Annotated in this window: 26 protein-coding genes; 9 read left to right on the top strand and 17 right to left on the bottom strand. The window is 74.1% G+C overall.

All coding sequences use genetic code 11. The annotated features are described in order from the left end of the window. Positions 1-223: 223 nt before the first annotated feature. Together ACZ45Q_RS12890 and ACZ45Q_RS12885 are read left to right on the top strand one after the other, a co-directional pair. Entirely contained in the window at positions 224-1,471 is a 1,248-nt protein-coding gene (locus ACZ45Q_RS12890; RefSeq protein ID WP_468259104.1) for an SAV2148 family HEPN domain-containing protein, read from the top strand. 114 nt (positions 1,472-1,585) lie between these two features. Then, entirely contained in the window at positions 1,586-2,308 is a 723-nt protein-coding gene (locus ACZ45Q_RS12885; protein ID WP_468259102.1) for an exonuclease domain-containing protein, read from the top strand. Positions 2,309-2,318: 10 nt separating this feature from the next. Here ACZ45Q_RS12885 and ACZ45Q_RS12880 read toward each other — a convergent pair whose 3' ends face one another. Continuing rightward, positions 2,319-3,182 (bottom strand): phosphotransferase enzyme family protein, encoded by an 864-nt coding sequence (locus ACZ45Q_RS12880; RefSeq protein ID WP_468259100.1) that lies wholly within the window; start codon positions 3,180-3,182, stop codon positions 2,319-2,321. A gap of 726 nt (positions 3,183-3,908) precedes the next feature. On the opposite strand from ACZ45Q_RS12880, the gene erm(O) reads away from it, so the two are divergent. The 3 genes from erm(O) (at position 3,909) to ACZ45Q_RS12865 (ending at position 6,831) form a co-directional block, all read left to right on the top strand. Then, positions 3,909-4,688: a 23S rRNA (adenine(2058)-N(6))-methyltransferase Erm(O) gene (gene erm(O) / locus ACZ45Q_RS12875; RefSeq protein WP_468259098.1), complete on the top strand. Its 780-nt coding sequence runs from the start codon at positions 3,909-3,911 to the stop codon at positions 4,686-4,688. Continuing rightward, on the top strand, positions 4,685-5,950 hold the full coding sequence (gene mgt, locus ACZ45Q_RS12870; protein ID WP_468259095.1) for a macrolide-inactivating glycosyltransferase: 1,266 nt from the start codon (positions 4,685-4,687) through the stop codon (positions 5,948-5,950). The genes erm(O) and mgt overlap by 4 nt, the downstream gene beginning before the upstream one ends. 326 nt (positions 5,951-6,276) lie before the next feature. Continuing rightward, positions 6,277-6,831, top strand: coding sequence for a DUF1697 domain-containing protein (locus tag ACZ45Q_RS12865; protein WP_468259093.1), 555 nt, complete (start codon positions 6,277-6,279; stop codon positions 6,829-6,831). A 63-nt stretch (positions 6,832-6,894) separates the two neighbouring features. Here the strand turns inward: ACZ45Q_RS12865 and ACZ45Q_RS12860 are convergent, their stop codons facing one another. The 15 genes from ACZ45Q_RS12860 to ACZ45Q_RS12790 all read right to left on the bottom strand — a co-directional run bounded on the left by ACZ45Q_RS12860 (position 6,895) and on the right by ACZ45Q_RS12790 (position 21,976). Further along, positions 6,895-7,644, bottom strand: coding sequence for a sirohydrochlorin chelatase (locus ACZ45Q_RS12860; protein WP_468259090.1), 750 nt, complete (start codon positions 7,642-7,644; stop codon positions 6,895-6,897). Positions 7,645-7,651: 7 nt separating this feature from the next. Then, positions 7,652-8,545, bottom strand: coding sequence for an ABC transporter permease (locus tag ACZ45Q_RS12855; protein ID WP_468259087.1), 894 nt, complete (start codon positions 8,543-8,545; stop codon positions 7,652-7,654). Continuing rightward, a complete protein-coding gene (locus ACZ45Q_RS12850) occupies positions 8,532-9,326 on the bottom strand; it encodes an ABC transporter ATP-binding protein (RefSeq protein WP_468259084.1) in 795 nt (264 codons plus the stop codon). The genes ACZ45Q_RS12855 and ACZ45Q_RS12850 overlap by 14 nt, the downstream gene beginning before the upstream one ends. A 36-nt stretch (positions 9,327-9,362) precedes the next feature. After that, the gene (locus ACZ45Q_RS12845) at positions 9,363-10,472 is read right to left on the bottom strand and encodes an aliphatic sulfonate ABC transporter substrate-binding protein (protein ID WP_468259081.1); all 1,110 of its coding nucleotides are present in this window, start codon (positions 10,470-10,472) and stop codon (positions 9,363-9,365) included. A gap of 263 nt (positions 10,473-10,735) precedes the next feature. Beyond that, positions 10,736-12,091 carry a sulfate adenylyltransferase subunit 1 gene (locus ACZ45Q_RS12840; RefSeq protein ID WP_468259078.1) on the bottom strand — a complete coding sequence of 452 codons (1,356 nt, stop codon included), beginning with the start codon at positions 12,089-12,091 and terminating at the stop codon, positions 10,736-10,738. 2 nt (positions 12,092-12,093) lie between these two features. Next, positions 12,094-13,038 (bottom strand): sulfate adenylyltransferase subunit CysD, encoded by a 945-nt coding sequence (gene cysD, locus ACZ45Q_RS12835; protein ID WP_468259075.1) that lies wholly within the window; start codon positions 13,036-13,038, stop codon positions 12,094-12,096. After that, positions 13,035-13,571 carry an adenylyl-sulfate kinase gene (cysC, locus tag ACZ45Q_RS12830; RefSeq protein WP_468259502.1) on the bottom strand — a complete coding sequence of 179 codons (537 nt, stop codon included), beginning with the start codon at positions 13,569-13,571 and terminating at the stop codon, positions 13,035-13,037. The genes cysD and cysC overlap by 4 nt, the downstream gene beginning before the upstream one ends. 110 nt (positions 13,572-13,681) lie before the next feature. Continuing rightward, positions 13,682-14,392: a phosphoadenylyl-sulfate reductase gene (locus tag ACZ45Q_RS12825; protein WP_468259073.1), complete on the bottom strand. Its 711-nt coding sequence runs from the start codon at positions 14,390-14,392 to the stop codon at positions 13,682-13,684. Further along, positions 14,389-14,568, bottom strand: coding sequence for a hypothetical protein (locus ACZ45Q_RS12820; RefSeq protein WP_468259070.1), 180 nt, complete (start codon positions 14,566-14,568; stop codon positions 14,389-14,391). The genes ACZ45Q_RS12825 and ACZ45Q_RS12820 overlap by 4 nt, the downstream gene beginning before the upstream one ends. Then, complete coding sequence (locus ACZ45Q_RS12815) at positions 14,565-16,262, bottom strand: nitrite/sulfite reductase (protein ID WP_468259068.1); 1,698 nt, start codon at positions 16,260-16,262, stop codon at positions 14,565-14,567. Before ACZ45Q_RS12815 ends, ACZ45Q_RS12820 begins: the two co-directional genes overlap by 4 nt. A gap of 138 nt (positions 16,263-16,400) precedes the next feature. After that, positions 16,401-16,484, bottom strand: coding sequence for a putative leader peptide (locus ACZ45Q_RS12810; protein WP_360558067.1), 84 nt, complete (start codon positions 16,482-16,484; stop codon positions 16,401-16,403). 127 nt (positions 16,485-16,611) lie between these two features. Further along, on the bottom strand, positions 16,612-17,199 hold the full coding sequence (locus ACZ45Q_RS12805) for a GNAT family N-acetyltransferase (RefSeq protein ID WP_468259065.1): 588 nt from the start codon (positions 17,197-17,199) through the stop codon (positions 16,612-16,614). Between the two features lie 37 nt (positions 17,200-17,236). Continuing rightward, the gene (locus ACZ45Q_RS12800) at positions 17,237-18,553 is read right to left on the bottom strand and encodes a hypothetical protein (protein WP_468259063.1); all 1,317 of its coding nucleotides are present in this window, start codon (positions 18,551-18,553) and stop codon (positions 17,237-17,239) included. A gap of 182 nt (positions 18,554-18,735) precedes the next feature. Further along, entirely contained in the window at positions 18,736-20,028 is a 1,293-nt protein-coding gene (locus ACZ45Q_RS12795) for a GAF domain-containing protein (RefSeq protein ID WP_468259061.1), read from the bottom strand. A 301-nt stretch (positions 20,029-20,329) separates the two neighbouring features. After that, entirely contained in the window at positions 20,330-21,976 is a 1,647-nt protein-coding gene (locus ACZ45Q_RS12790; RefSeq protein ID WP_468259058.1) for an acyl-CoA dehydrogenase family protein, read from the bottom strand. An 86-nt stretch (positions 21,977-22,062) separates the two neighbouring features. On the opposite strand from ACZ45Q_RS12790, the gene ACZ45Q_RS12785 reads away from it, so the two are divergent. From ACZ45Q_RS12785 to ACZ45Q_RS12775, 3 genes are read left to right on the top strand one after another with little or no spacing between them, the layout of a single operon-like run. Then, a complete protein-coding gene (locus ACZ45Q_RS12785; protein ID WP_468259055.1) occupies positions 22,063-23,340 on the top strand; it encodes a YihY/virulence factor BrkB family protein in 1,278 nt (425 codons plus the stop codon). Positions 23,341-23,359: 19 nt separating this feature from the next. Continuing rightward, complete coding sequence (locus tag ACZ45Q_RS12780) at positions 23,360-24,295, top strand: AraC family transcriptional regulator (protein WP_468259053.1); 936 nt, start codon at positions 23,360-23,362, stop codon at positions 24,293-24,295. A 13-nt stretch (positions 24,296-24,308) separates the two neighbouring features. Continuing rightward, entirely contained in the window at positions 24,309-24,989 is a 681-nt protein-coding gene (locus ACZ45Q_RS12775; RefSeq protein ID WP_468259050.1) for a helix-turn-helix domain-containing protein, read from the top strand. An 84-nt stretch (positions 24,990-25,073) separates the two neighbouring features. Here the strand turns inward: ACZ45Q_RS12775 and ACZ45Q_RS12770 are convergent, their stop codons facing one another. Beyond that, entirely contained in the window at positions 25,074-25,472 is a 399-nt protein-coding gene (locus tag ACZ45Q_RS12770) for a VOC family protein (RefSeq protein WP_468259047.1), read from the bottom strand. A gap of 90 nt (positions 25,473-25,562) precedes the next feature. Between ACZ45Q_RS12770 and ACZ45Q_RS12765 the strand changes: the two genes are divergently transcribed. Further along, on the top strand, positions 25,563-26,216 hold the full coding sequence (locus tag ACZ45Q_RS12765) for a hypothetical protein (RefSeq protein WP_468259045.1): 654 nt from the start codon (positions 25,563-25,565) through the stop codon (positions 26,214-26,216). The last annotated feature ends 4 nt before the right edge of the window (positions 26,217-26,220 follow it).

Raw genomic sequence — 26,220 nt, 5'->3', positions numbered from 1 at the left:
GGCCGACCGCACCGCCACCCGGCGGCCGGGACCACGGCCGGGACGGGCGCCGACCGCTATGAATCCGCTCACTCCCGCGCCGCCCATGATCGGAACGGGCAGGGACAAAGCGGTAGTTGAGCCGACGAGCCTGTGCATGAGGCTGCGTCCGGGACCGCTCCCGGAGTACTCTTCCTTGATCGTTGACCGGGGAGTGCCCGGGGGAGCGGAAGGCGGTGCGCGGGTGGGCTCGGGAGGGCTGGAGCTGCCCCCTGGTGACGACGGTCACGAGGGGAACTCCACGGACGTCCCGCCCGGTGCGGTGTCCCTGGCGCGGCCCATGAGCGCGGGCGCGATCGGCCCGGAGCTGGACTGGGACGCCGAGAACTGGCGCGAGGTCCGCACCCGCGCCCAGCGGGCCGGCCGGGCCTACATCTGGCTGAATCTGGTCGAACAGCGGCTGCGCGCGGTGGTCGCCGCCGTCCTGCGGCCGGTGTACGAACCCGTGCACGGCGACGACTGGGTGGTCGCCGCCGCCGGGCCGGCCGGGCAGGAGTGGGTGCAGCGGGCGGTCGCCGTGCGCGAGGTCAGCCGCCGCAAGGGCTATCTGCTCGACCCGGCCGACGACAACGTCCTCAGCTTTCTCACCCTGCCCCAGCTGCGCGAACTGATGGTGCAGCACTGGCCCTGCTTCGAGCCGTACGTCGACGAGCGCCGCGACGTGGAACTGGCGCTGGACGAGCTGGAGGTCACCCGGAACGTCGTCTCCCGCAACCGGGCGCTGTCCGAGGCGGTCCTCAGCCAGGCCGAGCGGGCCGCCGCCCGGCTGCTGGAGGTCCTCGGATCCGGCGGCGAGGTGCCCTCCGCCCGCCGGCTGCCCGTCGATGCGGTCGAGGACCTGGTGGGCGACCGGTACGCCGACGTGGTCGCCGTGCACCCGGACCGGGTCCGGCTGCTGCGCCAGTTCCCTGCCGAGGACATCTTCGGCGGGGCCCGGCGCCTGGACGCCATCGGTATCGGATTGAACCTGCTCGTGCAGAACTTCTCCGGGCGCCGCCTGGTGCGGCTGGCCGAGGCCGGCAGCCGGGTGCGGCTGCTCTTCCTCAATCCCGCCTCCAGCGCCGTCAAGCGGCGCGAGCGCGAACTGGGCATCAAGCGGGGCGAGCTGAGCCGGGCCGTGGAGACCAACATCCTGCACATGCGCCGGGTGCGCTCCCGGCTGCGCGACCCCGGCGCCTTCGAGATCCAGGTCTTCGACGAGACGCCCCGCTTCACCGCCTACCTGGTCGACGGGGACGGCGCCGACGGCATCGCTGTCGTGCAGTCCTACCTGCGCCGCACCCGGGGGATGGAGGCGCCGGTGTTCGTGCTGCGGAACGGGCGGAACACCGGAAAGGTCGTCAAGTCCGGCCAGGAGGACGAAGGCGGACTTTTCTCCACCTACCGCGAGGAGTTCGAGCTGATGTGGGCGGATTCGCGGCCCGTGTCCTGACGGTCCGGCGGGCCGGGCTGCCGGGGTCGAGCGGAACGCGGCCCTCCGATTGTCAGTGGCGCGTGCGAGGGTGGGGACCACTGGGGGACGCACCATGAAGAAGGGGGGCAGCCCATGGGCTGGCACCGGGAGCTGCTGATCGGCTTCGACCTGGAGACGACGGGCACCGACCCGCGCGAGGCGCGCATCGTGACGGGAGCCGTCATCGAGGTCAGGCGCGGGGAGCCGCTGGGGCACCGGGAGTGGCTGGCCGACCCCGGCATCCCGATCCCGGCGGACGCGGTGGCGGTGCACGGCATCAGCACCGAGCGCGCGGTGGCCGAGGGCCGCCCCGCCGACCAGGTGGCCGACGCCATCGCCGACGTCCTGGTGTCCTACTGGACGTCGGGCGTCCCCGTGGTCGCCTACAACGCCGCCTTCGACCTCACCCTGCTCGCCGCCGAGCTGCGGCGCCACGGACTGCCGTCGCTGCGCGACCGGCTGGGCGGCCTGGACCCGGCCCCGGTCGTCGACCCGTACGCCATCGACCGCTTCGTCGACCGCTACCGCCGCGGCAAGCGCAACCTGGAAGCGGTCTGCGCCGAGTACGGCGTGCCGCTCGACGCCGCCCACGACGCCTCGGCCGACGCCCTCGCCGCCGCCCGGCTGGCCTGCGCGATAGCCGGCCGCCACCCCAAGGTGGCCGCCCTCGGCCCGGCGGAGCTGCACCGCCGGCAGATCGAGTGGTGCGCCGCCTGGGCGGCGGACTTCCAGAGCTTCCTGCGCCGCAAGGGCGACGCCTCGGCCGTCGTGGACGGCACCTGGCCGCTGCGCGAACCGGCCGGCGAGCCGGTCTGAGGCCCGGCGCTCAGAACGGGTACCAGCGCACCGTCGGGTCCCCGTCCCGCAGGGAGGCCACCCTCCGCTCGAACTCGGCCCGTGCCTCGGGATTGCCCGGCGCGTGCTGGGCGACCCAGGCGCAGCTGGCCGTCTCCCGGGCCCCGCGCAGCACCGCACAGCCCTCCCAGTCGCGCACGTCCCAGCCGTACGTCCCGGTGAAGGACGCGTAGGCCTCGCCCGGCAGCCCGTAGCGGTCGTGCGAGAGGGCCATGACCACCAGGTCGTGCTCGCGCAGGTCCGAGGAGAAGGTCTCCAGGTCCACCAGGACCGGACCGTCGGGACCGACGTGCACATTGCGGGGCAGCGCGTCGCCGTGGATCGGACCCGGCGGCAGGTGCGGGGTGAGCGCGGCGGCGGCCGACGCGAATCCGTCGCGGCGCTCGCGCAGATAGGCCGCGTCCGCGGGGTCGATCGCGTCGCCCGCGAGCCGCAGCCAGCGCTCCACGCCGCCCAGCAGCTCGCGGGGCGGCAGCGCGAAGGAGGGGGAGGGCAGTGCGTGCACCAGCCGCAGCAGCCCGGCCAGGTCCCGGGGTCCGGCGGGCCGCACCGGGTCGGCCAGCCGGTGCCACACGGTCACCGGGTGCCCCTCGACCAGCAGCGCCGACGGCTCGGCGGCCCGCACCGCGGGGACACCCGACTCCTCCAGCCACGCCGCGATCTCCAGCTCCCGGCGTGCCCGGTCCAGCAGCTCGGCGTCGCGGCCCACCTTGGCGACCAGGTCACCGGCGGCGAACACGGCGTTCTCGCCGAGGGAGAGCAGCCGCGCCTCTCCTGCCGCTCCGGGCAGTACGCCCGCCGCGGCCAGTACCTCCCGCGCCCGTGCCTCGTCCATCGTCCGCCTCCGTCCTCGACTCCGTCTCGCGCCGCCGGTCCTGGCCGGCCGGCGGCCAGTGTCCCATTCGCACAGGTCGGGGCGTGTGCGCGGTGGCCCGCCGCGTGCGGGGACCCCTCGGCGGAGGCGACGCCGCACGCGGGCCTCCGGCTGAGGGCGGCTGGTACGTGCGCCCTCTGCTGAGGAGTCCGGCGCGCGAGCTCTCGGATGAGGAGGCCGGGGCGCGGGCCTCCGGCCGAGGGTCCGGGCGCGGGCCTCCGGCTCAGGGGGCCCGGCGCGCGGTCCCTCGGCTGGCAGGACCGGCACATGGGCGCAAGGCCAAGGGGCGTCCCCGTCCCTGCCCTTGGGAAAACCCTTTGCTTGCCGTCACGACGGGCGCCTAACGTGCCCCTCGTGGCAGCGAACAACGCGATCTTCATCACCGGTCACGGCCGGGGTTGCACGCACTCCATCCGGATGCGTCGCCGCCCCGGAGCCCTGACCGGCCCGGGGAGCACCGCCCGCTGATCCCGCGCGGGCAGGCCCGAGCCGCCCGCCGACGCGACGCGGCGCCGCCCGCCCGGCGGCCGTGGCGCGGCGCCGTCCGCCCGCTGCCGGCGCGGCCGGCACCGTCCGCGCCGCCCGTCGGTCCGGCGTGGCGTCCTCCGCCTGCTCCCCCTTTCTCCGTCTTCCGGTCAGGGCCTCGAGCTGCCCTTTTCCCTTCACGGAAGACAAGGACCGCAGGCCATGGCCCGCCCCACGCACACCTCCCGTGCGCTCTCCCAGAACTTCCTCGCCGACCGCGCCGCCGCCCGGCGCTTCGCCCGGATCGCCGTCCCCGACGGTGCCCGCCCACCCCTCCTGCTCGAAGTAGGTGCCGGGAAGGGCGCGTTGACCGAACCGCTCGCCCGCCGTTCCCGGGAGCTGTGGGCCCACGAGATCGACCCACGGCTCGTGGCCGCGCTGCGCACCCGCTTCGCCCGCACCCCGCACGTCCGTGTCGTCGCCGGCGACTTCCTCGCCGCCCGCCCGCCGCACACCCCCTTCGCGGTCGCCGGGAACGTGCCCTTCTCCCGTACCGCGGACGTCGTCGACTGGTGCCTGCGCGCCCCCGCCCTCACCGAGGCCACCCTCCTGACCCAGCTCGAGTACGCCCGCAAGCGCACCGGCGACTACGGCCGCTGGACCCTGCTGACGGTGCGGACCTGGCCGCGCTACGCATGGCGGCTGGCCGGCCGGGTGGACCGCTGCGGCTTCCGGCCCGTACCCCGCGTCGACGCGGGGATCGTACGGATCGAGCGGCGCCGCACCCCGCTGCTGGACGCCGCCGCCTACCGCGGCTGGCGCGACCTCGTCGAACTGGGCTTCTCCGGCGTCGGCGGCTGTCTGCACGCGTCCCTGCGGCGCGCCCACCCCGGGCGCCGGGTGGACGCGGCGTTCCGGGCCGCACGCCTGGACACCGGTGTGCTCGTCGGCGAGGTGGCGCCTCAGCGGTGGCTGCGGCTGTACGAGGAGCTGTGCCCATGACACGTCCGGAGTCCCCAAGAAAGTTGCACGAGACGTCTCGTCTCGCGTACAGTCCCGGTATGACCACTCCCGCGCACATCGCCATGTTCTCCATCGCCGCCCACGGCCATGTGAACCCCAGCCTCGAGGTGATCCGCGAACTCGTCGCGCGGGGGCACCGGGTGACCTACGCGATCCCGCCGTCCTTCGCCGAGAAGGTCGCCGAGGCCGGCGCCGAACCCAGGCTCTGGAAGTCCACGCTGCCCGGCCCCGACGCGGACCCGGAGGCCTGGGGCACCACCCTGCTGGACAACGTCGAGCCGTTCCTGGACGACGCGATCCAGGCCCTGCCGCAGCTGGCGGCGGCCTACGAAGGGGACGAGCCGGACCTCGTCCTGTACGACATCGCCTCCTACCCGGCCCGCGTCCTGGCCCACCGCTGGGGCGTGCCCGCGATCTCCCTGTCGCCCTGCATGGTCGCCTGGGAGGGCTACGAGAAGGAGGTCGCCGAACCGATGTGGGAGGAGCCGAGGAAGACCGCACGCGGACAGGCCTACTACGCCCGCTTCCAAGCCTGGCTGGAGGAGAACGGGATCGGCCTGCACCCCGACCCGTTCGCCGGCCGTCCCGACCGCTCCCTCGTGCTGATCCCGAAGGCACTCCAGCCGCACGCCGACCGGGTCGACGAGACCGTGTACTCCTTCGTCGGCGCCTGCCAGGGCGACCGCGGCGCCGAGGGCGGCTGGCAGCGGCCCGCCGGGGCCGAGAAGGTCGTCCTCGTCTCCCTCGGCTCGGCCTTCACCAAGCAGCCCGCGTTCTACCGGGAGTGCGTCAAGGCCTTCGGTGACCTGCCCGGCTGGCACCTGGTCCTCCAGATCGGCCGGCACGTCGACCCGGCGGAACTGGGCGACATACCGGCCCACGTGGACGTGCGCTCCTGGGTACCGCAGCTGGCGGTCCTCAAGGAGGCCGACCTGTTCGTCACCCACGCGGGCGCGGGCGGCAGCCAGGAGGGCCTGGCCACCGCCACGCCGCTGATCGCCGTACCGCAGGCCGTGGACCAGTTCGGCAACGCCGACATGCTCCAGGCCCTCGGCGTCGCCCGGCACGTGCCCGCCGAGGAGGCCACGGCCGAGACGCTGCGCGAGGCCGCGCTCGCGCTGGTCGACGACCCGGAGGTGGCCCGCCACCTCGCGGAGCACCAGGCGCGGACGGCCCGGGAGGGCGGCACCCGCCGCGCCGCCGACCTCATCGAGGCGGAGCTGCCCGCCCGCCGGGCCTAGGAGCACACAGCGCGGCCGAGGGCCCGTCGGACGACCGGCGGGCCCTCGGCGCGTGACCGGGTCGGACCCGGACCGGTTCCCCCTCGTCCCGGGAGACCGGCGCCGCCGCGGCGGCCCGAGCCGATTCGTCGCGGGCGAGGGCCGGCATCCGCCGCCGGCCGCACCGGCCACCGGGCCCTTCCGCAACGTTGTTGAACAAGTCACAGCCGCGTGTAGCGGTTGCCGAGCCCGCCCGGCATCGGTCAGAGTTTCGCCGTCCGCGGGTGCGGACCGGCGGCCGTCGTGCCCGCCCCCACGGGGCACGACGGCCGCTCTAGGGTGGGCGCATGACGACGACGTATGCGGCGCTGCTGCGCGGGATCAACGTGGGCGGCGGCAAGAAGGTCCCGATGGCCGACCTGCGCGCCCTCATCGCGGAGCTGGGCCAGGGGGACGTACGCACCCATCTGCAGAGCGGGCAGGCCGTGTTCAGCTCCGGCCACGGGGACGAGGAGTCCCTCGCCGCCGAGCTGAGCGCCGCGATCGAGAAGCGCTTCGGCTTCGCCGTCGACGTGCTCGTGCGCGACCACGCCTACCTGAAGGCGATCGCCGACGCCTGCCCGTTCCCGGCCGCCGGCCTGGAGCCCAAGCAGCTCCACGTGACCTACTTCTCCGCACCGCCCGGCGAGGAGCGCTTCGCGGCGATCGACCGGACGGCCTTCCTGCCCGAGGAGTTCCGCCTCGGCGACCGCGCCCTGTACCTGTACGTCCCGAACGGCCTCGGCCGCTCCGCACTCGCCGAGCAGCTCGCCAGGCCCCGCGTCACCAAGGGCCTGATCGCCACCACCCGCAACTGGAACACCGTCACCAAGCTCGTGGAACTCACCGCCCCGGCGGACTAGCCGCCCCGGCAGGGAGCGGCCGGCACCGTCCCGCGGACGTACCCCGCCTTGGCGCCGCGCGGGTCAGGCGGCGCCGGCCGTCAGCGGCACCGGTGTCCGGGCCGCGTCGTAGCGGTCCAGCAGGACCCGGGCCACCTCCGGTGCCGGGCCGAGGACGTCGGCGAGGACGTCCGCCTCGGCGGCGCCGCGGGCGATGCGGTCCGGCAGGAACCCGGGGGCCAGCACGTAGGGGGCGACGGCGACGCGGTCGCAGCCCAGCTCCCGCAGTTCGCGCACCGCCTGCTCGGTACGGGGAAGGGATGCGGAGGCGAACGCAGGCCGCACGGCGCACCAACCGGTGTGCCGCCACTCCCGCGCGATATCTGCGATCACTGCGATCGCCTCCGGGTCGGTGGACCCCGCCGAGGCCAGCACGACCCCGGTCGAGGACTTGTCGGCGGGCGTGAGCCCCGCCTCGTACAGCCGCCGCTCCAGCGCCGACAGCAGCAGCGGGGACGGACCGAGGACCTCGGCCTGCCGGACCCGCAGCCGCGGCGGCGCGTCCGCGAGGACCGCGGGGATGTCCGCCTTGGCGTGGAAGGCACGGGTCAGCAGCAGCGGCAGCGCGACGACGTCGCGCACCCCCTCCGTGGCCAGCGACTCCAGCACCCCCGGCACGGACGGCACGTTGAAGTCGAGGAAGCCGGTCTCCACCCGCAGCTCCGGGCGCAGCGAGCGGACCCGGCGCACCAGGGCGTGCACGGTCGCGGCGTGCCGCGGATCGCGGCTGCCGTGGGCGACGACCAGAAGGACGGGGCGGACCGGACGGTGCATCGGTGTCTCAGCTCCTCACCAGCAGTCCGCGGCTGCGCAGCACCCAGCGCTCCAGCGGGCTGAAGATCAGCAGGTCGATGGCGATGCCGACGACCAGGATGAGCCCGATGGCCTCGAACACCATGGCCATGTCGCTGGCGTTGCGGCCGTTCTCCAGCAACTGGCCGAGGCCGATGCCGAGGTCGGGGAAGGACGCGATGATCTCGGCGGCCATCAGCGACCGCCAGGAGAACGCCCAGCCCTGCTTGAGTCCGGCGACGTAGCCGGGGAGCGCGGCGGGCAGGGTGATGTGCCAGGTGCCCTTCAGCCCGGTGGCGCCGAGCGTGCGGCCCGCGCGCAGGAACAGCGGGGGCACCTGGTCGACGCCGGAGACCAGGCCGTTGGCGATGGACGGCACCGCGCCGAGCAGGATCACCGCGTACATCATCTGGTTGTTCAGGCCCAGCCAGATCACCGCGGGCGGCACCCAGGCCACCGACGGCAGCGACTGGAGGCCGGACAGGATCGGGCCGATCGCCGCGCGGACGACCTTCACCCGGGCCACCAGCAGGCCCAGCGGCGTGCCGATCAGCAGGGCGAGGCAGAAGCCGAGCAGGCCGCGGGAGACGGACGTCCAGATGTAGCCGAGCAGCTCGCCCTTCAGCCAGGCGTCGCGCAGCACGTTCCACACGTCGGCCGGGGCGGGCAGCTTGGTCGGGTCGTCGACGATGCGGAAGGAGACCAGCGCCTGCCACACCGCCAGCACCAGGGCGACGGCGACGACGGGCGGCAGGACCTTCTCGGTGAGCGTCTGCCGCAGCGGCGTGCGGGCCCTGTGCACCGTCTCCAGCGCGTCCAGGCCCGCCTCCAGCCCGGCGAGGTCGTTGCCGCCGTCCTTCACGGAGGTGTCAGTGCTGGCCATGGCGGCGGATCTCCCCACGCAGTTCTTCGGTGATCTCGACGGACAGCTCCGCCACGGCCGTGTCCTCGATCCGGCGCGGGTGCGGGATGCCGACCGTCCACTCGCGGGCGACGCGGCCCGGGCGGGAGGACAGCAGCACCACGCGCTCGGCGAGCCGGACGGCCTCGCGGACGTTGTGCGTGACGAACAGCACGGACAGCCGCGTCTCCCGCCAGATGCGGGTCAGTTCGTCGTGCAGCACGTCCCGGGTGATCGCGTCCAGTGCCGCGAACGGCTCGTCCATCAGCAGCAGCCGGCTCTCCTGGGCGAGGGCGCGGGCCATCGCCACGCGCTGGCGCATACCGCCGGACAGCTCGTGCACCCGCTTGCCGTACGCGCCCTTCAGCCGCACCAGCTCCAGCAGTTCCTCGGCCCGGCCGCGCCGCTCCGGCTTGGGCACGCCGCGCAGCTTCAGGGCGAGTTCGACGTTCTTGCCGGCGGTCAGCCAGGGGAACAGGGCGTGTTCCTGGAACATCAGGGCGGGCCGCCCGTCGGTCTCGATCGTGCCGGCGCTCGGCCTGTCGAGCCCCGCCACCAGGTTCAGGAGCGTCGACTTGCCGCAGCCGGAGGCCCCGAGGAGGGTGACGAACTCGCCGGGCGCGACGTCGAGGCTGATGTCGTCCAGCACGAGCTGCGGCCCGGCGGGGCCGGCGAACGACTTAGAGACGTGCTCGATCCGGGCGGCCCGCTCGGCGGTACCGGCGGCCTCGTCGGCCTTGGCGAGGGTCGTGGTCGTGGCCATGGTCGTCACCTCCTGGTCAGTGGTCGTGGTCCGGGCCTACTGCTGCCGGACGCCGAGCCCGGCGTCGTCCACCGGGGGCTCGCCCTCGGCTTGGCGGATCTTGTTGAGGAGCGTCAGGTCGTAGATGCCGGTGAGGTCGGGGTCCTTCAGCAGGCCGGCCTCGACGGCGTGCCGGGCCTGGGCGGCGAGGGTGGCGGCCAGCGGGTCGTCGGTGACCTGGAGCGAGGCCCAGGCCGGGTCGAGGACCTCGGCGGGCAGCGCCTTGCCGGCGTCGTCGGCGATCTGCTCGTTGGCGACGGCCTTGGCCTGCTCGGGGTGGTCCCGGATCCACCGGTTGGTCTCGGCCGAGGCCCGCAGCACGGCCTCGACGGCCTTCGGGTGCTCCTTCAGGAACTCCTGCGACACGATGATGTTCGTGGTGACGAACTTCCCCTCCGGCCACAGCGACGCCTCGTCCAGCAGCACCTCGCCGCCCTCGGCGACCATCAGGGAGGCGGTCGGCTCTGGCACCCAGGCGCCGTCGATCGCGCCGGAGCGGAAGGCGTTCGGGGTGACCTTGTTGTCGCTGCGCACGAGCGTGACGTCGCCCTTGCCGGTCATCGGGTCGATCCGCCAGCCCTGGTCCGCGGCCCAGTCGAGGAAGGCCACGTCCTGGGTGTTGCCCAGCTGCGGGGTGGCGATCCGCTTGCCCTTCACGTCCGCGACGGATCGGATCTTCTCGGGGTCGACCACCAGCTTCACCCCGCCGGAGGCCGAACCGCCGATGATCCGCAGGTTCCTGCCGCCGGCCTTGGTGTAGCCGTTGACCGCCGGGGACGGTCCGATCCAGCCGATGTCGACGGAACCGGAGTTCAGCGCCTCGATCTCGGAGGGCCCGGCGTTGAACACCGCGTACTTCGCCCTCGTCGCGCCCAGCGCCTTCTGGAAGAACCCCTTGCGGTTGCCGACCAGGGCCGTGGCGTGGGTGACGTTGCCGAAGTAGCCGATCGTCACCTCGTCCAGACCGTCGATCTTCTTCGCCCCGGGAGCGATCTTCGCCGCGCTGCTCTCCTTCGCCTGGGAGCCGTAACCGCAGCCGGCCAGGACCAGCAGCGGCAGGGCGACCAGGGCCGCGAGGACGCGGTGCGGGGCGGTGGTGGCGGACACGGGAGGGGTTCCTCTCGTCGGCCCGGCGGTCACGGTCTGCCCGGGACGCGGGACGCGTCGGTCAGGCCGTGGCCGGGAGGTCGGCGGGTTTTCGGCGGAGCGGGGGGCGGGGGCGCGGGCGGGCGCGGTTCACCGGCCGCATCGCGCCACTCCGCCCTGGCCTTGCCCGAACTCCGTTCGGGGGGACCCCCAGACCGGGGCGCCGCTGCCGACCCGGCCGCCCTCCTTGGCGAACGTCGAGGAGAAGTCGTGGGGGCCCATGCTCAGAAGTCCCACCCGTCGTCGTCGGCCTCGTCCTTGACCGGCTCCGGCGCGGCGAAGGACTCGCCGACCATGCCGGCGGTCAGCGTCGTGCCGTCGCCGGGGTCGATCAGGATGAAGGAGCCCGTGCGGCGGGAGTCGGCGTAGGAGTCGGCCGGCAGCGGCTCGGCGGTGCGGATCTTCACGCGGCCGATGTCGTTGGCGGTCAGCTGCCCGGGGTGCGGGTGCAGGGACAGGTCGGCCAGTGTCAGCCGGGACGGGATGTCCTTCACGATCGCCTTCACCGTGCGGGTGCCGTGCTTGAGCAGCACCCGGTGACCGACGGTCAGCGGCTGGTCGGCGACGTGGCAGACGGTCGCCTCGATGTCCTGCGTGGTGGCCGGCGCGTCCTTGCTGGGCACGATCAGGTCGCCGCGGGAGACGTCGATGTCGTCCTCGAGCAGCAGCGTCACCGACTGCGGGGTCCAGGCCACGTCGACCGGCTCGCCGAGCAGATCGATGCCCGCGACCTTCGTCGTCCGGCCCGAGGGCAGGACGGTGACCGGGTCGCCGACGCGGAACGTGCCGGCGGCGATCTGGCCGGCGTAGCCCCGGTAGTCGGGGTGCTCGGCGGTCTGCGGCCGGATCACGTACTGCACGGGCAGCCGGGCGTGGCAGTGCGCCAGGTCATGGCTGACCGGGACGGTCTCCAGGTGCTCCAGCACGGTGGGGCCGCCGTACCAGTCCATGTGCGCGGACGGGTCCACCACGTTGTCGCCGACCAGCGCCGAGATCGGGATGGCGGTGACCTCGGGGACGCCCAGCTCGGTGGCGTACGCCGTGAACTCCTCGGCGATCGCCGCGAACACCTTCTCCTCGTAGCCGACGAGGTCCATCTTGTTGACGGCGAGGACCACGTGCGGGACGCGCAGCAGCGCGGCGATGGCGGCGTGCCGGCGGGTCTGCTCGACGACGCCGTTGCGGGCGTCCACCAGGACCACCGTCAGCTCGGCCGTGGAGGCGCCGGTGACCATGTTCCGGGTGTACTGCACGTGCCCGGGGGTGTCGGCGAGGATGAACCGGCGCCGGGGCGTGGCGAAGTAGCGGTAGGCCACGTCGATGGTGATGCCCTGCTCGCGCTCGGCGCGCAGGCCGTCGGTGAGCAGCGCGAGGTCCGGGGCGTCCTGGCCGCGGCCGGCCGAGGCACGCTCGACGGCCTCCAGCTGGTCGGCCAGCACCGACTTCGAGTCGTGCAGCAGCCGCCCGACCAGGGTGGACTTGCCGTCGTCGACGGAGCCGGCGGTGGCGAACCGCAGCAGGGTGGTCGCCGACAGCTGCTCGACCGACAGCGGCTCGGTGGGTTCGGTGGTGCTGGTCATGGCTAGAAGTACCCCTCGCGCTTGCGGTCTTCCATCGCGGCCTCGGAGAGCTTGTCGTCGGCACGCGTGGCGCCGCGTTCGGTGAGCCGGGAGGCGGCGATCTCGGCGATCACCTTCTCGATGGTGTCGGCGTCGGAGTCGACGGCGCCGGTGCAGGACATGTCGCCGACGGTGCGGTAGCGCACCCGCCGCTTCTGAACCGTCTCGCCCTCCTTGGGCCCGCCCCACTCGCCGGCCGTCAGCCACATGCCGGAACGGGCGAACACCTCGCGCTCGTGCGCGTAGTAGATCTGCGGCAGCTCGATGCCCTCCCGGGCGATGTACTGCCACACGTCCAGCTCGGTCCAGTTCGACAGCGGGAACACCCGGACGTGCTCACCGGGGGAGTGGCGGCCGTTGTACAGGTTCCACAGCTCGGGGCGCTGGCGGCGCGGGTCCCACTGGGAGAACTCGTCCCGCAGCGAGAACACCCGCTCCTTGGCGCGGGCCTTCTCCTCGTCCCGGCGTCCGCCGCCGAACACCGCGTCGAACCGCTCCTGCTGGATCTTCTCGGTCAGCGGAAGGGTCTGGAGCGGGTTGCGGGTGCCGTCGGGCCGCTCCTTGAGCACACCCCGGTCGATGTAGTCCTGCACCGAGGCGACGTGCAGCCGCAGCCCGTGCTTGTCGACCGTGCGGTCCCGGTAGTCGAGGACCTCCGGGAAGTTGTGCCCGGTGTCCACGTGCAGCAGCGAGAAGGGCACCGGCGCCGGGGCGAACGCCTTCAGCGCCAGGTGCAGCATGACGATGGAGTCCTTGCCGCCGGAGAACAGGATCACCGGCCGCTCGAACTCGCCCGCCACCTCCCGGAAGATGTGCACCGCCTCCGACTCGAGCGCGTCGAGGTGGGAGAGGGCGTACGGGCTGTCGGTGCCCTCGCCGTCCTTCACCGTCGCGACGGACGTCGTCATGCCAGTCCCCTTTCGCTCAGCAGGGCGTACACCGCCGCGGCGGACTCCTGGACGGTCTGGTCCTGCGACTCGACGCGCAGGTCGGGCGCCACGGGCTCCTCGTAGGGGTCGTCGACGCCCGTGAGCCCGGTCAGCTCGCCCGCGGCCTGCTTGGCGTACAGGCCCTTGACGTCCCGCACCGAGCACACCTCCACCGGCGTCGCCACGTGCACCTCGACGTACGCCGTGCCGTTCGCCTCGTGCCGCTTGCGGACCGCGTCACGGCTGTCGGCGTACGGCGCGATCACCGGGACCAGCGCCGTGACGCCGTTGCGGGCGAGCAGCTCGGCGACGAAGCCGATGCGCTGCACGTTGGTGTGCCGGTCCTCGCGGGAGAAGCCGAGGCCCGCCGAGAGGAACTCGCGGATCTCGTCGCCGTCGAGCACCTCGACGCGCCGGCCCTCGGCGCGGAGCCGGCCGGCCAGTTCGTGCGCGATGGTGGTCTTGCCGGCGCTGGGCAGTCCCGTGAGCCAGACGGTGGCTCCGCTCGTCACGTCGTTCTCCTGGGTCGGGGGTGCGGTCGGGGGTGCGGTCAGGGTCGCGGCCGGGGCCGTGGTCCGGGCCGCGGTGCGGGCAGCGGTCGCTCCGGTCGGGGAGGTCGTCGTCATCCGTGCAGCCCGCACTCGGTCTTGCTCCGCCCCGACCAGCGGCCCGCACGGGCGTCCTCGCCCTCCAGCACACGCCGGGTGCAGGGAGCGCAGCCGACGGAGGCATAGCCGTCCATCAGCAGCGGGTTGGTGAGGACCCCGTGCTCGGCGACGTAGGCTGCCACATCTTCCTGTGACCACCGCGCGATGGGGGAGATCTTCACCTTCTGCCGCTTCTCGTCCCAACCGACGACCGGGGTGTTCGCCCGCGTCGGGGACTCGTCTCGGCGCAGCCCGGTCGCCCAGGCGACGTACGTCTTCAGCCCCTCCTCCAGCGGGCGCACCTTGCGCAGCGCGCAGCACAGGTCGGGGTCGCGGTCGTGCAGCTTCGGGCCGTACTCGGCGTCCTGCTCGGCGACCGTCTGCCGCGGCGTGAGGGTGATGACGTTGACGTCCATCACGGCGTCGACCGCGTCCCGGGTGCCGATGGTCTCCGGGAAGTGGTAGCCGGTGTCGAGGAACACCACGTCGACGCCGGGCATCGCCCGGGAGGCGAGGTGGGCGACCACCGCGTCCTCCATGGACGAGGTCACGCAGAAGCGCTTGCCGAAGGTGTCCGCGGCCCACTGGAGGATCTCCAGCGCGGTGGCGTCCTCCAGCTCGCGGCCCGCCCGCTCGGCGAGCGCCTTGAGATCCTCGGTGGTGCGCTCTTCCTGAACCGCCGTCATATCGATTCCACCTCGGGGGAGTCGGATCGAAGCCCCCGGGCGAGCAGCCCGAGGAACTTCAACTGGAAGGCACGGTTGCACGCCGCGCATTCCCAGGCGCCGTGACCCTGCTCGTGGGGACGCAGGTCCTCGTCGCCGCAGTAGGGGCAGTAGAAGGGGGCCGCGCGTTCGGTCATGACAGGGCCTCCTCGGACGCGCGGGCCGCCCAGGTCGCGAACCGCTCGCCGTCCTCGCGCTCGGCCTGGTAGCGCTTGAGGACGCGCTCGATGTAGTCGGGCAGCTCGTCGGCGGTCACCTTCAGGCCGCGCACCTTGCGGCCGAAGCCGGCCTCCAGGCCCAGCGCGCCGCCCAGGTGCACCTGGTAGCCCTCGACCTGCTCGCCCGCGTCGTTCAGCACCAGCTGGCCCTTGAGACCGATGTCCGCCACCTGGATGCGGGCGCAGGCGTTCGGGCAGCCGTTGAGGTTGATGGTGATCGGCTCGTCGAAGTCCGGGATGCGGCGCTCCAGTTCGTCGATCAGCGAGGCGCCGCGCGCCTTGGTCTCGACGATGGCGAGCTTGCAGAACTCGATGCCGGTGCAGGCCATGGTGCCGCGCCGGAACGAGGAGGGGCGGGCGGTGAGGTCGAGCGCCTCCAGGGACTCCACCAGCGAGTCGACCTGGCCCTCCTCGACGTCGAGGATGATCATCTTCTGCTCGACGGTGGTCCGCACGCGGCCCGAGCCGTGTGCCTCCGCCAGGTCGGCGATCTTCGTCAGGGTGGTGCCGTCCACCCGGCCGACGCGCGGGGCGAATCCCACGTAGTAGCGGCCGTCCTTCTGCCGGTGCACGCCGACGTGGTCGCGCCAGCGGCTCACCGGCTCCTCGGGCGCCGGGCCGTCGGCCAGCCTGCGTCCCAGGTACTCGTCCTCCAGCACCTGGCGGAACTTCTCCGGCCCCCAGTCGGCGACCAGGAACTTCAGCCGGGCGCGGGTGCGCAGCCGGCGGTAACCGTAGTCGCGGAAGATCGACAGCACGCCCTCGTAGACGTCGGGCACGTCCTCGATCGGCACCCAGGTGCCCAGCCGGACGCCCAGCTTGGGGTTGGTGGACAGGCCGCCGCCGACCCACAGGTCGAAGCCCGGCCCGTGCTCGGGGTGTCGCACGCCGACGAACGCCACGTCGTTGATCTCGTGCACCACGTCCAGCACCGGCGAGCCGGAGATGGCCGTCTTGAACTTCCGCGGCAGGTTCGAGTACGCCTTGTTGTTCAGGACCCGGCGCTTCATCTCCTCCAGCGCCGGAGTCCCGTCGATGATCTCGTCCTCGGCGATGCCCGCCACCGGGGAGCCGATCATCACGCGGGGCGTGTCGCCGCAGGCGGTGACCGTGGACAGGCCGACGGCCTCCAGCCGGTTCCAGATCTCGGGCACGTCCTCGATCCGGATCCAGTGGTACTGGACGTTCTGCCGGTCGGTGATGTCGGCGGTGCCGCGCGCGAACTCCTGCGAGATCTCGCCGATCACCCGCAGCTGCCGCGTGGTCAGCGCGCCGCCGTCGATGCGGACCCGCAGCATGAAGTAGCTGTCCTCCAGCTCCTCCGGCTCCAGCACCGCCGTCTTGCCGCCGTCGATGCCGGGCTTGCGCTGCGTGTACAGGCCCCACCAGCGCATACGGCCGCGCAGGTCGTTGGGGTCGATGGAGTCGAAGCCCCGCTTGGAGTAGATCGTCTCAATGCGTGTCCGCACATTGAGACCGTCGTCGTCCTTCTTGAACTGTTCGTTGCCGTTGAGCGGGGTGAAGTGACCCGCGGCCCACTGACCCTCGCCGCGGTGACGGCTCACCTTGCGGCGGGGAGTCGCGGCGGCAGGGTTCTGCGGGGTGGCGGCCATGGTGGATACGTCCTTCGGGACAGGCGGAAAGAGACTCTGACCTGCGCTTTGGCGCGCACGGGCATGGGGGCGCGGCATTGCGCGGGGGAGAAGTGCGAGGTGGGGGTTCCGGTGCTGCTGTGTGCTGCTGGAGTGCTCTCAGCGCACCGGACAGATGGCGCTGGACATGCGGCCGAGGTCGACGTGGCGCCGACTCACCAAGGCGATTCCAGATCCAGGCATGACGGAAGCGTGTCATGGCGATCTGGACACAGTCCAGCATTGTCCAAAATACGGACACCCTTGTCTCGCACGGTGAGACAAGGGTGGTGTCGGTCACACGGCCCGGGCGGGTTCGTGTCGGCGCAGGTCAGGACCGTCCGTCTCCGGACGGGAACGCTCCCGGCCAGGGGCCCGGCGTCGGAACGTCCGGCTCCTCCTCGACCTTGGTGTCGAACAGCCGGAAGCCCCGCCGCCGGTAGTTGTCCATCGCGTACTCGCCGTCCTTGCTGCACGTGTGCAGCCACACCCGCTTCGTCGGGGGCAGCCCGGGCCACCGGTCGGCGAGGTCCCAGGCGCGGGCGGTGCCGTAGGAGAGCAGGTGGCCGCCGATGCCGCGGCCGCGGAACGCCGGGATCAGCCCGAAGTACTCGATCTCCACCACGCCGTCGTCCCCGGGGGTCAGTTCCACGTACCCGGCGGGCGTGCCCCGGTCGTAGGCGACCCAGGTCTCCACGCCCGGCCGCCCCAGGTGCTCCTCCCAGCGGGCGTACGTCCAGCCCAGCCGGTCGGTCCAGCGGATGTCGCCGCCGACGGAGGCGTACAGGAAGCGGCTGAACTCGGGTGAGGGCACCTCCGAGCGGACGATCCGGACGTCTCCCTCGGGCCCGGCCGCCGGCAGCAGATCACTCGGATCGGTCTGCTCCAGCGACCAGGTGGTCACGGCGATGTTGGTCATAGCGGTCAGAAAACCATCCGGCGTCCGGATCTGTCGACTAACCGAGTGACCCGTCGATCGAGGTCAGCGGCACGGCGAAGAGGACCCGCCCCGACTGCGACCAGACCTCGCCGGTCTCCGGCCGGTACGCCAGCGGGCCGGCGCCCGGGGTCCAGCACTGCTGCGAGCGGTCGGCGCCGCACTCCGTGGCGCGCGTGCCGTCGGCGTTCTGCCGCACCAGCGTGCCCCGGCCGTCCGGCCCGTCGTCGGCCGCGCGGCCCAGGTACCAGTCCGGGTCCGCGGCGCCGGACGGCCGGTGCGCCAGCACGCCCCGGACGCCGGCCGCCCCCGTCTCGTAGGCCTCCTGCGGCTCCGTCCGCCCGCGGGCGTCGGCGGCGGGCAGTCCGGCCCGGCCGGGCTCCGTGGCGAGGGCGTAGCGCCACAGGCGGGTGGGGCGGTCGCCGTCGGCCGGCACCCACTCGCCCGCCACCAGTGAGGGCCGCGGGCCGCTGCGGTCCAGCGAGAGCGTGTGCGGACGGGCCGCCCCCGGCCCCGCGGCCGGCCGGTACGCGGCGACGGCCGGCAGGACGTACTCGTGCCCGGCGGCCGCCCAGCCGCCGGGCACCCGGCCCACGGCGTCGGCGTCGGCGGTGGTCCGCTGGATGCGGTCCAGGTCGTACACGTACAGCGCGTTGCCGTCCCCGGGGCCGGCGGTGACCAGCAGCTTGTCCTGGTACCGGACCATCCCCGAGACGGGCGAGGCCAGCCCCCGGTAGTCGTGGCCGCCGTCGACCGGGACGGCCAGCAGCGCCGAGACGTGGCGCGGCCGGTCCGGGGCGTCCGCGGCGGGCACCGGGTCGCCGGCGGCGACGAAGGAGACCCGCGCCAGGCCCTGCTCCGCGGGGCCGTCGCCGTCGCGGGACCACGCCGAGAGGATCACCCCGGAGTCCTCGTCCCCGTCGCCCGAGGCGGCCACGGCGCCGGGCAGCCAGCCCCGGGTGTCGGCCTCCCGCCAGCAGTAGGCGCGGGTGGCGGCGGGGGCGACGGGCAGCGCCTCGCGCTCCGCGGCCGGGCAGTCGTCGGCGTCCCGCAGCGTCCGGTCCGCGCCGGCGAGGGCAGTGCCGAGGTCCACGGGGCGGCCCATCGCCGAGGACAGCCGGTCGAGCCAGCGCTCGGGCACCCGGTGCTCCGTCAGCCGCATCGGGGCCCGGTCGGCGGCGGCGAGCGGCTTCAGGCGGCCGGGGTCGTCGGCGACCGTGGCCTGCGAGGCGCTGATCATCGTCGCGGCACCGGTCAGGGCCAGGGCCGCCCCGGCCAGGGCCGCGCGCAGCGCCCTGCCCCGCCGACGCCGGCGGTGTCTGCCGCGATGCTTCATACAACCTCCACGGAGGCCGGTCCAACTGCGCCCGGGGGTCGGAGCGTTGACCGGGCGCGGTGCGGGCGGTCCGTAGAGGGATGCTACGGCAGCGAAGGGGCGCGGGGGACGTGGACGCTGCAAATATGCAGAAGAAACCGCCTTGTCGGGTTCCCCGGCCCGCCGGACCGGTCACGGGCGGGTCACGGGCCGGGTGCCGGGCGGCGGTGCTCCGCCACCACCGGTGACAGCGAGTGGGGCAGCAGGTCGCGAGGGTCGTCGGGGAGTCGCACCTCGACCTCCGCACCTTCGCAGAAACGATACGGCCGGTGTTCCAGCAGCCCCCCGAGGTACCGCCGTATCCGCGACATCTCGGCCCGCACCGTCACCGTGCGGGCCGGATCGCCGAACAGGTCCGCGGCCAGGCCCGCCGCGCTGCGGCCACCGCGCTGCACGGCCAGCAGATACAGCAACTCCGCGTGCCGGGGGCTCAGTTCGTGCGCCCAGGGCCCCGCGCCGCCCAGCACCTCCACCGACCAGCGGCGCGGATGCCCGAGGTCCAGCACGATCCGGGTGGCCCCGCCCCCGCCCCCGTCCTGCGCCGCCACCCGCACCAGCCAGCCGTCGCCCAGCGGCTCCACCGCGCACGGCCCGAGCCCCGGCACCCACCGCGGCCCCGCCCCCGGCGACTTGGGCAGCGTGACCCGGCCCGTGTACGGCATCCCCGTCACCGCCGCGGTCCAGCCGTCCCGGTCCACCACGAGGGCGCGGCCGGGGATCCGGGCCAGCACCGGCGCCGCGACCGCCCGCAGCCGCTCCAGCGACTGCACGTGCAACTCGCGCAGCCGGGCCTCGGCGAGCTTGGCCACCGAGGCGACCCAGGCCAGGTTGGCCGGATGCATGGTCTCCAGCGGCCCGCTCACATCGACCACGCCGATCAGGCGCCCGTCGCGCGGGTCGGTGATGGGCGCCCCGGCGCACGTCCAGGTCGTCTGCGAGCGCACGAAGTGCTCCGAGGCGAACACCTGCACGGGCCGCCGGGTGACCGCCGGCGTGCCCACGCCGTTGGTCCCGACCACGTCCTCCCGCCAGTCCGCGCCCACCTCGAAGCCCAGCACGTCGGCCTTGCGCAGCACCGGGGCGCTGCCCTCCCGCCACAGCACCCGGCCCTCGCCGTCGGCGACCACCATGATGTGGTGGGCGACGTCCGCCACCGACAGCAGCCCCTCGCGCAGCACCGGCAGCACATGCCGCAGCGCCGAGGCCTCCCGCCGCCGCTGAAGCTCCTCGTGCGACAGCAGCCCGGACCGGCGGTCGCGCTCCGGGTCGACACCGCTGCGCAGCATCCGCTCCCAGGACTGCTCGATCACCGGGCGGGGCGCCACCGGTGCCCGCCCGCCCGACAGCCGGGCCGCGCGGACCTCGCTGAGCACCCGAGCCGCACGCGTCGTGTCCACGGCGGCGAACTGCGTCACGTCCATGGGCGAGAGCGCCACTGGTCCTCGTCCTCCTGCGGACTCCGTACCGGTCGTTGGTCTCATGATGACCGCTTGCCCTTGTGCCGTGGGCACAGTCCGCACACAGTCACCGGCAAGTTGCAACCCCTTGCAACTCTGGTGGACCGCCGCCCCGGTGGCCGAAACTTGGTGTGCGCCGTCCCGAGCGGCGCTCGCGGCCTCGTAGGCCAGTGACGCGGGGGTGGTGCCGTGTCGGCGCAGCACCACCCCCGCCACGACTCGCGCGGTCGGCCCATGCCCCGAAGGACGTGACCCGCGCGGCGCGCGGTTCCCGCGAGGGTCAGGACACCGGCCGGGCCCGCGCCACCACCGAGGCCAGATCCAGCGTCGGCGGCAGCGTGCCGAACGCCGCGCCCCCGTCGCCGCCCAGCCGCCCGGCACAGAACGCGTCGGCGACCTCCGGCGGCGCCCACCGCACCAGCAGCGCCCCCTGGAGCACCAGCGCCAGCCGCTCCACCAGCCGCCGGGCCCGCCCCTCGGCCCCCTCCAGATCGGCCAGTTCGGTCAGCAGCCCCTTGATCGCCGCGTCCAGCCGGTGATCGGCGCCGCGCGCCGCGCCCACCTCCGTCAGGTACGCGTCCAGCGCGGCCGGCTCGCGCCGCAACGCCCGCAGCACGTCCAGCGCCTGGACGTTGCCCGCGCCCTCCCAGATCGAGTTCAGCGGCGACTCGCGCACCAGCCGGGGCATCCCCGACTCCTCGACGTACCCGTTGCCGCCCAGGCACTCGGCGGCCTCCACCGCCACCGGCGCACAGCGCTTGGTCACCCAGTACTTGGCCACCGGCACCGCCAGCCGCAGCAGCGCCCGCTCCCGCTCGTCGCCGCCGGCGGCATGGTCGTAGGCCGCCGCGAGCCGCAGCCCGAGGACGGTGGCCGCCTCCGACTCGATCGCGAGGTCGGCCAGCACGTTGCGCATGAGCGGCTTGTCGACCAGCCGCCCGCCGAACGCCTCGCGGTACGTGCAGTGGTGCACCGCCTGCGCCACCGCCTGCCGCATCAGCCCCGCCGAGCCCAGCACGCAGTCCAGCCGGGTCGCCGCCACCATCCCGATGATGGTGCGCACCCCACGCCCCTCCTCGCCCACCCTGCGCGCCCAGGTCCCGGCGAACTCGACCTCGGCGGAGGCGTTGGAGCGGTTGCCCAGCTTGTCCTTCAGCCGCTGGATCAGGAACGGGTTGCGGGTGCCGTCGGCCAGCACCCGCGGCACCAGGAAGCAGGTCGGCCCTCCCGGCGCCTGCGCCAGCACCAGGAAGCCGTCCGACATCGGTGCCGAGCAGAACCACTTGTGCCCGGTCAGCTCGTAGGCGCCGTCCTCGGCGAGCGGCCGGGCGGCGGTGGTGTTCGCCCGTACGTCGCTGCCGCCCTGCTTCTCCGTCATGCCCATCCCGAACAGCGCGCCCGCCTTCAGGTGCGCCGGCCTGAGCCCCCGGTCGTACACCGTGGACGTCAGCCGGGGCTCCCACTCCGCGGCGAGCGCCGGATCGGTGCGCAGCGCGGGGACGGCCGCGTGGGTCATCGACAGCGGACAGCCGACGCCGGCCTCGGCCTGGGTCCACATCAGGAAGGCGGCGGCGCGCCGCACGTGCCCGCCCGGCCGGTCCCAGGCCGCCGTCAGCCCCGCCGCGACGCCCTTGCCGAGCAGCCGGTGCCAGGCGGGGTGGAAGTCGACCTCGTCGACGCGGTGTCCGTAGCGGTCGTGGGTGCGCAGCCGGGGCGGGTTCGCGTTCGCCTCCGCGCCCCACTCCAGCACCTGCGCCGAACCGCAGCTGTGCCCCAGGCCCGACAGCTCCGCCAGCGCCTCCCCGCGCAGCTCGGGTGCCAGATGCCGTTCGACCGCCGCGACGAGGGCCCGGTCGGCGGTGAACACGTCGTACCCGGCCAGCGGCGGGGCCTGGTTCGTCACGGTGTGGGTGCTGTCGCCTGCCATGACGTGAACGTACCCCGTTCCGGGCCGCCCGTGTCCGGTGCCCTCCGCGGGTGAGTGGTGTCCCGCGCGGCGGATACCTTTAGGACGTGCAGCCAGCAAGTGAACCCCCCGAGCGACCCTCCGGACGCCTCCACCGGGCCCGCGCCCTCTACCGGAACGTCTCCAAGCGCAGGACCGCCTGGCTGCTGCTGAAGGACACCGTCAACTCCTGCATCGAGTACCGCATCCTCGGCCTGGCCGCCGAGGCCGCCTTCTTCACCCTGCTCTCGGTGCCGCCGCTGCTGCTCAGCGTCATCGGACTGCTCGGCTACGTCGACCTGTGGACCGGCGCCGACACCACGCAGAGCGTGCGCGCGAACATCCTGGAGGCCTCCCGCACGGTGCTGTCCGAGCGCGGTGTGGCGGAGATCGCCGAGCCGATCCTGGACGACGTGATGAAGGGCGGCCGGCCCGACGTCATCTCCCTCGGCTTCCTGTTCGCCCTCTGGTCCGGGTCGCGCGCGGTGAACGTCTTCATCGACACCATCACCGTGATGTACGGCCTCGACGGCGTGCGCGGCATCGTCAAGACCCGCCTGCTGGCCTTCCTGCTCTTCCTCGTCGCCCTGCTGATCGGCTCCGTCGCGCTGCCGCTGATGGTGGCCGGGCCGGACGCGGTGGTACGGGTCGTGCCGTGGTCGGCGACCGTCGTGCAGGTGCTCTACTGGCCGGTCGTCATCGTCCTGTCCATCGCGTTCCTCACCACGCTCTACCACGTGTCGGTCCCGGTCCGCTCCCCGTGGATCGAGGACGTGCCCGGCGCCCTCGTCGCGCTCGCCATGTGGGTGCTCGGCAGCTTCCTGCTGCGCATCTACCTCACCAGCACCGTCGAGGGCCCCACCATCTACGGCTCGCTGGCCGCGCCCGTCGCCGTCCTGCTGTGGATCGGCGTGTCCGCGTTCGCCGTGCTCGTCGGGGCCGCGGTCAACGCGGCCATCGACCGGGTCTGGCCGGCCGCCGCCACGGCCGCCGCCCGCGAGGCCAACGAGCGGCTGCGGCAGGCGCAGGTCGCCGAGTACGTGGCCCGTGCCGCCGCCGACGGCGAGGCCGACCCGGACATGCCCTCCGAGTTCCCCGAGCGCTGGTCCCGGTTCCTGCCGCCGGAGGACGTCACCTCCCGGCTGCGGACCCACGCCCGGCACCATCCGTCCGGCCACAAGGCGTCCGGCGAGAAGGCGTCCGGGTCGAAGGCGTCCGCCGAGAAGGCGCCCGGCGGTGACTCGTCGGTGCCCGGGCCGACCGGCCGCCGGCCGTCCGGCCACGACCTGTCCGGGCCCAAGCCGTCCGACCAGGACCTGCCCGGCCACCGGCCGGACGCGCCGTAGCCGCCCCTGCGCTGACGCCATGGACGCACTCGCCGGTCTGCTGGAGGGGCCCCGCGCCCGGGGCGCGTTCATGATCCGCGCCTGCTTCGACCCGCCGTGGGCGGTTCGGGTCGAGGACCGGGCGCCGCTGACGGTGATCCTCGTGGTGCGCGGCGACGCCTGGGTCGTACCGGAGACGGGCCAGCGGCTGCGGCTGCGGGCCGGCGACCTCGCCGTCGCGCGCGGACCCGAGCCGTACACCTGCGCCGACGACCCGGACACGGCGCCGCAGGCGCTGATCCTGCCGGGCGCCGAATGCCGCCGGCCCGACGGCCGCCCCCTCAACGGCTCCATGGACCTGGGCGTCCGCAGCTGGGGCGACCGGCCCGAGGCCGGCACGGTGCTGCTCATCGGCAGCTACCTGGTGCGCGGCGAGATCGGCGGCCGGCTGCTGGACGCCCTGCCGCCGCTGCTGTCCCTCACCGCCGACGACTGGGACTGCCCGCTCACCCCGCTGCTGATGACGGAGGTGACGCGGGACGAGCCGGGCCAGGAGGTGGTCCTCGACCGCCTGCTCGACCTGCTGGTCATCGCCGCGCTGCGCGCCTGGTTCGCCCGCCCCCGGGCGCAGGCGCCGGCCTGGTACCGGGCCCTGGGCGACCCCGTCGTGGGCCGGGCACTGCGGCTGCTCCAGGACGCCCCGGCCCACCCGTGGACGGTGGCCTCGCTCGCGGCCGAGGCCGGTGTCTCGCGGACCGCGCTGGCCCGGCGCTTCACCGCACTGGTGGGCGAGCCCCCGATGACGTACCTGACCGGCTGGCGCCTCGCGCTCGCCGCCGACCGGCTCCGCGCCACCGACGACACCCTGGCCGCGATCGCCCGCCAGGTCGGCTACGGCAGCGCCTTCGCCCTGTCCACCGCCTTCAAGCGGGCCTACGGTGTCAGCCCGCGGCAGCACCGCACGCCCTCGGCGTAGGTAGCCTGGCCGTGTGTACGCGGAACGGGCCTCCCGGCTGACCGGCGCGGTGGTGTGGACGAACGCCCCCGTCCGGCCAGGCGGGGGCCGGGTGCTGCCCGACGGCTGCATGGACCTGCTGTGGCACGAGGGCCGGCTGCTGGTCGCCGGTCCGGACACCCGCGCCCACCTCACCGACGGCACGGGCCGCTGGGCGGGCGTCCGCTTCCGCCCCGGCACCGCGCCCGCCCTCCTCGGGGTCCCCGCGCACGAGCTGCGCGACCGGCGCGTCGACCTCGCCGACCTGTGGCCGGCCGCGCAGGTGCGCCGGCTGACGGCCCGGGTGAACGCGGCGGCCGACCCGGCCGACGGCCTGGAGGCGGTGGCCCTGTCCCGGGCGGCCGACGCCACACCGCCCGACCCGCTGCCGGCGCGCGTCGTCACCGCCCTGGAGGCGGGCCGCCCCGTCGCCGCGATCGCCGACGAACTCGGCGTCGGCGCCCGCCAGTTGCACCGCCGCGCGCTGGCGGCCTTCGGCTACGGCCCCAAGACCCTGGCCCGTGTCCTGCGCCTGCAACGCGCCCTGACGCTGGCCCGCAGCGGCGTCCCCCTGGCCGAGACGGCCGCCCGGGCCGGTTACGCGGACCAGGCCCACCTGACCAGGGACGTCAAGGAGCTGACGGGCCTCACACCGGGCGCCCTGCTGGGCCGGTAGCGGGACGGAGCCGGGGCCCTGCCCGGCCGGCAGCGGGGTGGAGTGGGTGTCCTGCCCGGCCGGCAGCCGGGTGGAGCCGGCGCCCTATCCGGCCGGCAGCGGGGCGAACAGGTCGACGCCGTTGCCGTCCGGATCGGCCACGACGGCGTACCGCTGCCCCCAGAAGGCGTCCCAGGGCTTCAGCTCGCCGTGGTGCCCGGCCCCGACCAGCTCCTCGTACACCGCGTCCACCTCCTCCGGCGTGTCGCACAGCAGCGCGAGCGAGGCCCGCCCGCCCCCGCCGGGCGGCTGCCACCCGGGGTGGAAGGACCGGACGGTCTCCTCGGTGTCGAGCAGCAGCCGGATGCCGCCCGGCAACTCGGCCTCGGCGTGCGGCTGCTCCTCGGCCCCCTCCGGGAAGGGGAAGCCGAGACGGCGGTAGAAGGTCACGGAGGCGGCCATGTCGGAGACGACGAGGCCGATGGCGTTGAATCGTGCGGTCATGGGGCCACCGTAGGGAGGGCGGTGGGGGCGGGTCTTGAAGGAAACGGACACCGGCCGAGGGCCGGAGCCGGGTGCTGGCAGGATGGCGGCATGATCTGTCGTGTACGCGTCCCGCGCGTCCTGCCCGTGCTGCTGCTGGCGCCGCTAGTTCTCACCGCCTGCGGCACCGAGCAGGCCGACGGGACCGACCGGGCCGGCTCCGTTTCCGGCGCCGAAGCCGGGTCGCCCGCCGGCACCGGTTCCGCCTCCCCGTCCGCCGAACTCGCCGCGCGGGCCCGCGCGTTGGGTGTGGCGCCCGAGCTGGTCTACGTCACCGAGGCCCCCGGTTACGCGCCGGCCGAGCAGTCCGTCGGCGTGTACGGCGGCGATGGCTTCTCCGCGGTGTACGTCTCCGAGAAGGGCGCCCAGATCCGGCTGTTCGTCGACCGGGACTCGGCCGACGCCGGTGACTGCGGGCGGGGTGAGCGGTGGGAGGTGTGCGAGCGCGACGGCGACGGCTGGTACCGCGCCGGTGCGCACCAGCACGAGTACACCCGGCCCGCGGACGGCCATGTCGTGCGCGTGAACGCCGACCAGGGCGCCGTGCCGCGCGACGTCCTGCGCGCGGCGGCCGAGGCCGCCCACCGCCCGGACGCCGCCGAGGCCGAGGACCTCCTCCCGCCCGCCGGCCCCGCCGTGGAACGCGGTGACCTGCCGCCGGTGGGGGACGGGGCGCCGGACAACGACGTGGACGCCGGCGGGTGACGGC

It is taken from the genome of Streptomyces sp. NPDC031049 (assembly GCF_055571015.1).
Note: the sequence above shows the minus strand (reverse complement) of the source record. Positions and strands in the feature narration are given on the sequence as shown.

Coding starts and splice junctions, on each gene's coding strand:
- ACZ45Q_RS12885 (WP_468259102.1), top strand. CDS start 1,586: ATGGGCTGGCACCGGGAGCTGCTGATCGGCTTCGACCTGGAGACGACG.
- ACZ45Q_RS12880 (WP_468259100.1), bottom strand. CDS start 3,182: ATGGACGAGGCACGGGCGCGGGAGGTACTGGCCGCGGCGGGCGTACTG.
- mgt (WP_468259095.1), top strand. CDS start 4,685: ATGACACGTCCGGAGTCCCCAAGAAAGTTGCACGAGACGTCTCGTCTC.
- ACZ45Q_RS12865 (WP_468259093.1), top strand. CDS start 6,277: ATGACGACGACGTATGCGGCGCTGCTGCGCGGGATCAACGTGGGCGGC.
- ACZ45Q_RS12860 (WP_468259090.1), bottom strand. CDS start 7,644: ATGCACCGTCCGGTCCGCCCCGTCCTTCTGGTCGTCGCCCACGGCAGC.
- ACZ45Q_RS12855 (WP_468259087.1), bottom strand. CDS start 8,545: ATGGCCAGCACTGACACCTCCGTGAAGGACGGCGGCAACGACCTCGCC.
- ACZ45Q_RS12850 (WP_468259084.1), bottom strand. CDS start 9,326: ATGGCCACGACCACGACCCTCGCCAAGGCCGACGAGGCCGCCGGTACC.
- ACZ45Q_RS12840 (WP_468259078.1), bottom strand. CDS start 12,091: ATGACCAGCACCACCGAACCCACCGAGCCGCTGTCGGTCGAGCAGCTG.
- cysD (WP_468259075.1), bottom strand. CDS start 13,038: ATGACGACGTCCGTCGCGACGGTGAAGGACGGCGAGGGCACCGACAGC.
- ACZ45Q_RS12825 (WP_468259073.1), bottom strand. CDS start 14,392: ATGACGGCGGTTCAGGAAGAGCGCACCACCGAGGATCTCAAGGCGCTC.
- ACZ45Q_RS12820 (WP_468259070.1), bottom strand. CDS start 14,568: ATGACCGAACGCGCGGCCCCCTTCTACTGCCCCTACTGCGGCGACGAG.
- ACZ45Q_RS12815 (WP_468259068.1), bottom strand. CDS start 16,262: ATGGCCGCCACCCCGCAGAACCCTGCCGCCGCGACTCCCCGCCGCAAG.
- ACZ45Q_RS12810 (WP_360558067.1), bottom strand. CDS start 16,484: ATGCCTGGATCTGGAATCGCCTTGGTGAGTCGGCGCCACGTCGACCTC.
- ACZ45Q_RS12805 (WP_468259065.1), bottom strand. CDS start 17,199: ATGACCAACATCGCCGTGACCACCTGGTCGCTGGAGCAGACCGATCCG.
- ACZ45Q_RS12800 (WP_468259063.1), bottom strand. CDS start 18,553: ATGAAGCATCGCGGCAGACACCGCCGGCGTCGGCGGGGCAGGGCGCTG.
- ACZ45Q_RS12790 (WP_468259058.1), bottom strand. CDS start 21,976: ATGGCAGGCGACAGCACCCACACCGTGACGAACCAGGCCCCGCCGCTG.
- ACZ45Q_RS12780 (WP_468259053.1), top strand. CDS start 23,360: ATGGACGCACTCGCCGGTCTGCTGGAGGGGCCCCGCGCCCGGGGCGCG.
- ACZ45Q_RS12770 (WP_468259047.1), bottom strand. CDS start 25,472: ATGACCGCACGATTCAACGCCATCGGCCTCGTCGTCTCCGACATGGCC.
- ACZ45Q_RS12765 (WP_468259045.1), top strand. CDS start 25,563: ATGATCTGTCGTGTACGCGTCCCGCGCGTCCTGCCCGTGCTGCTGCTG.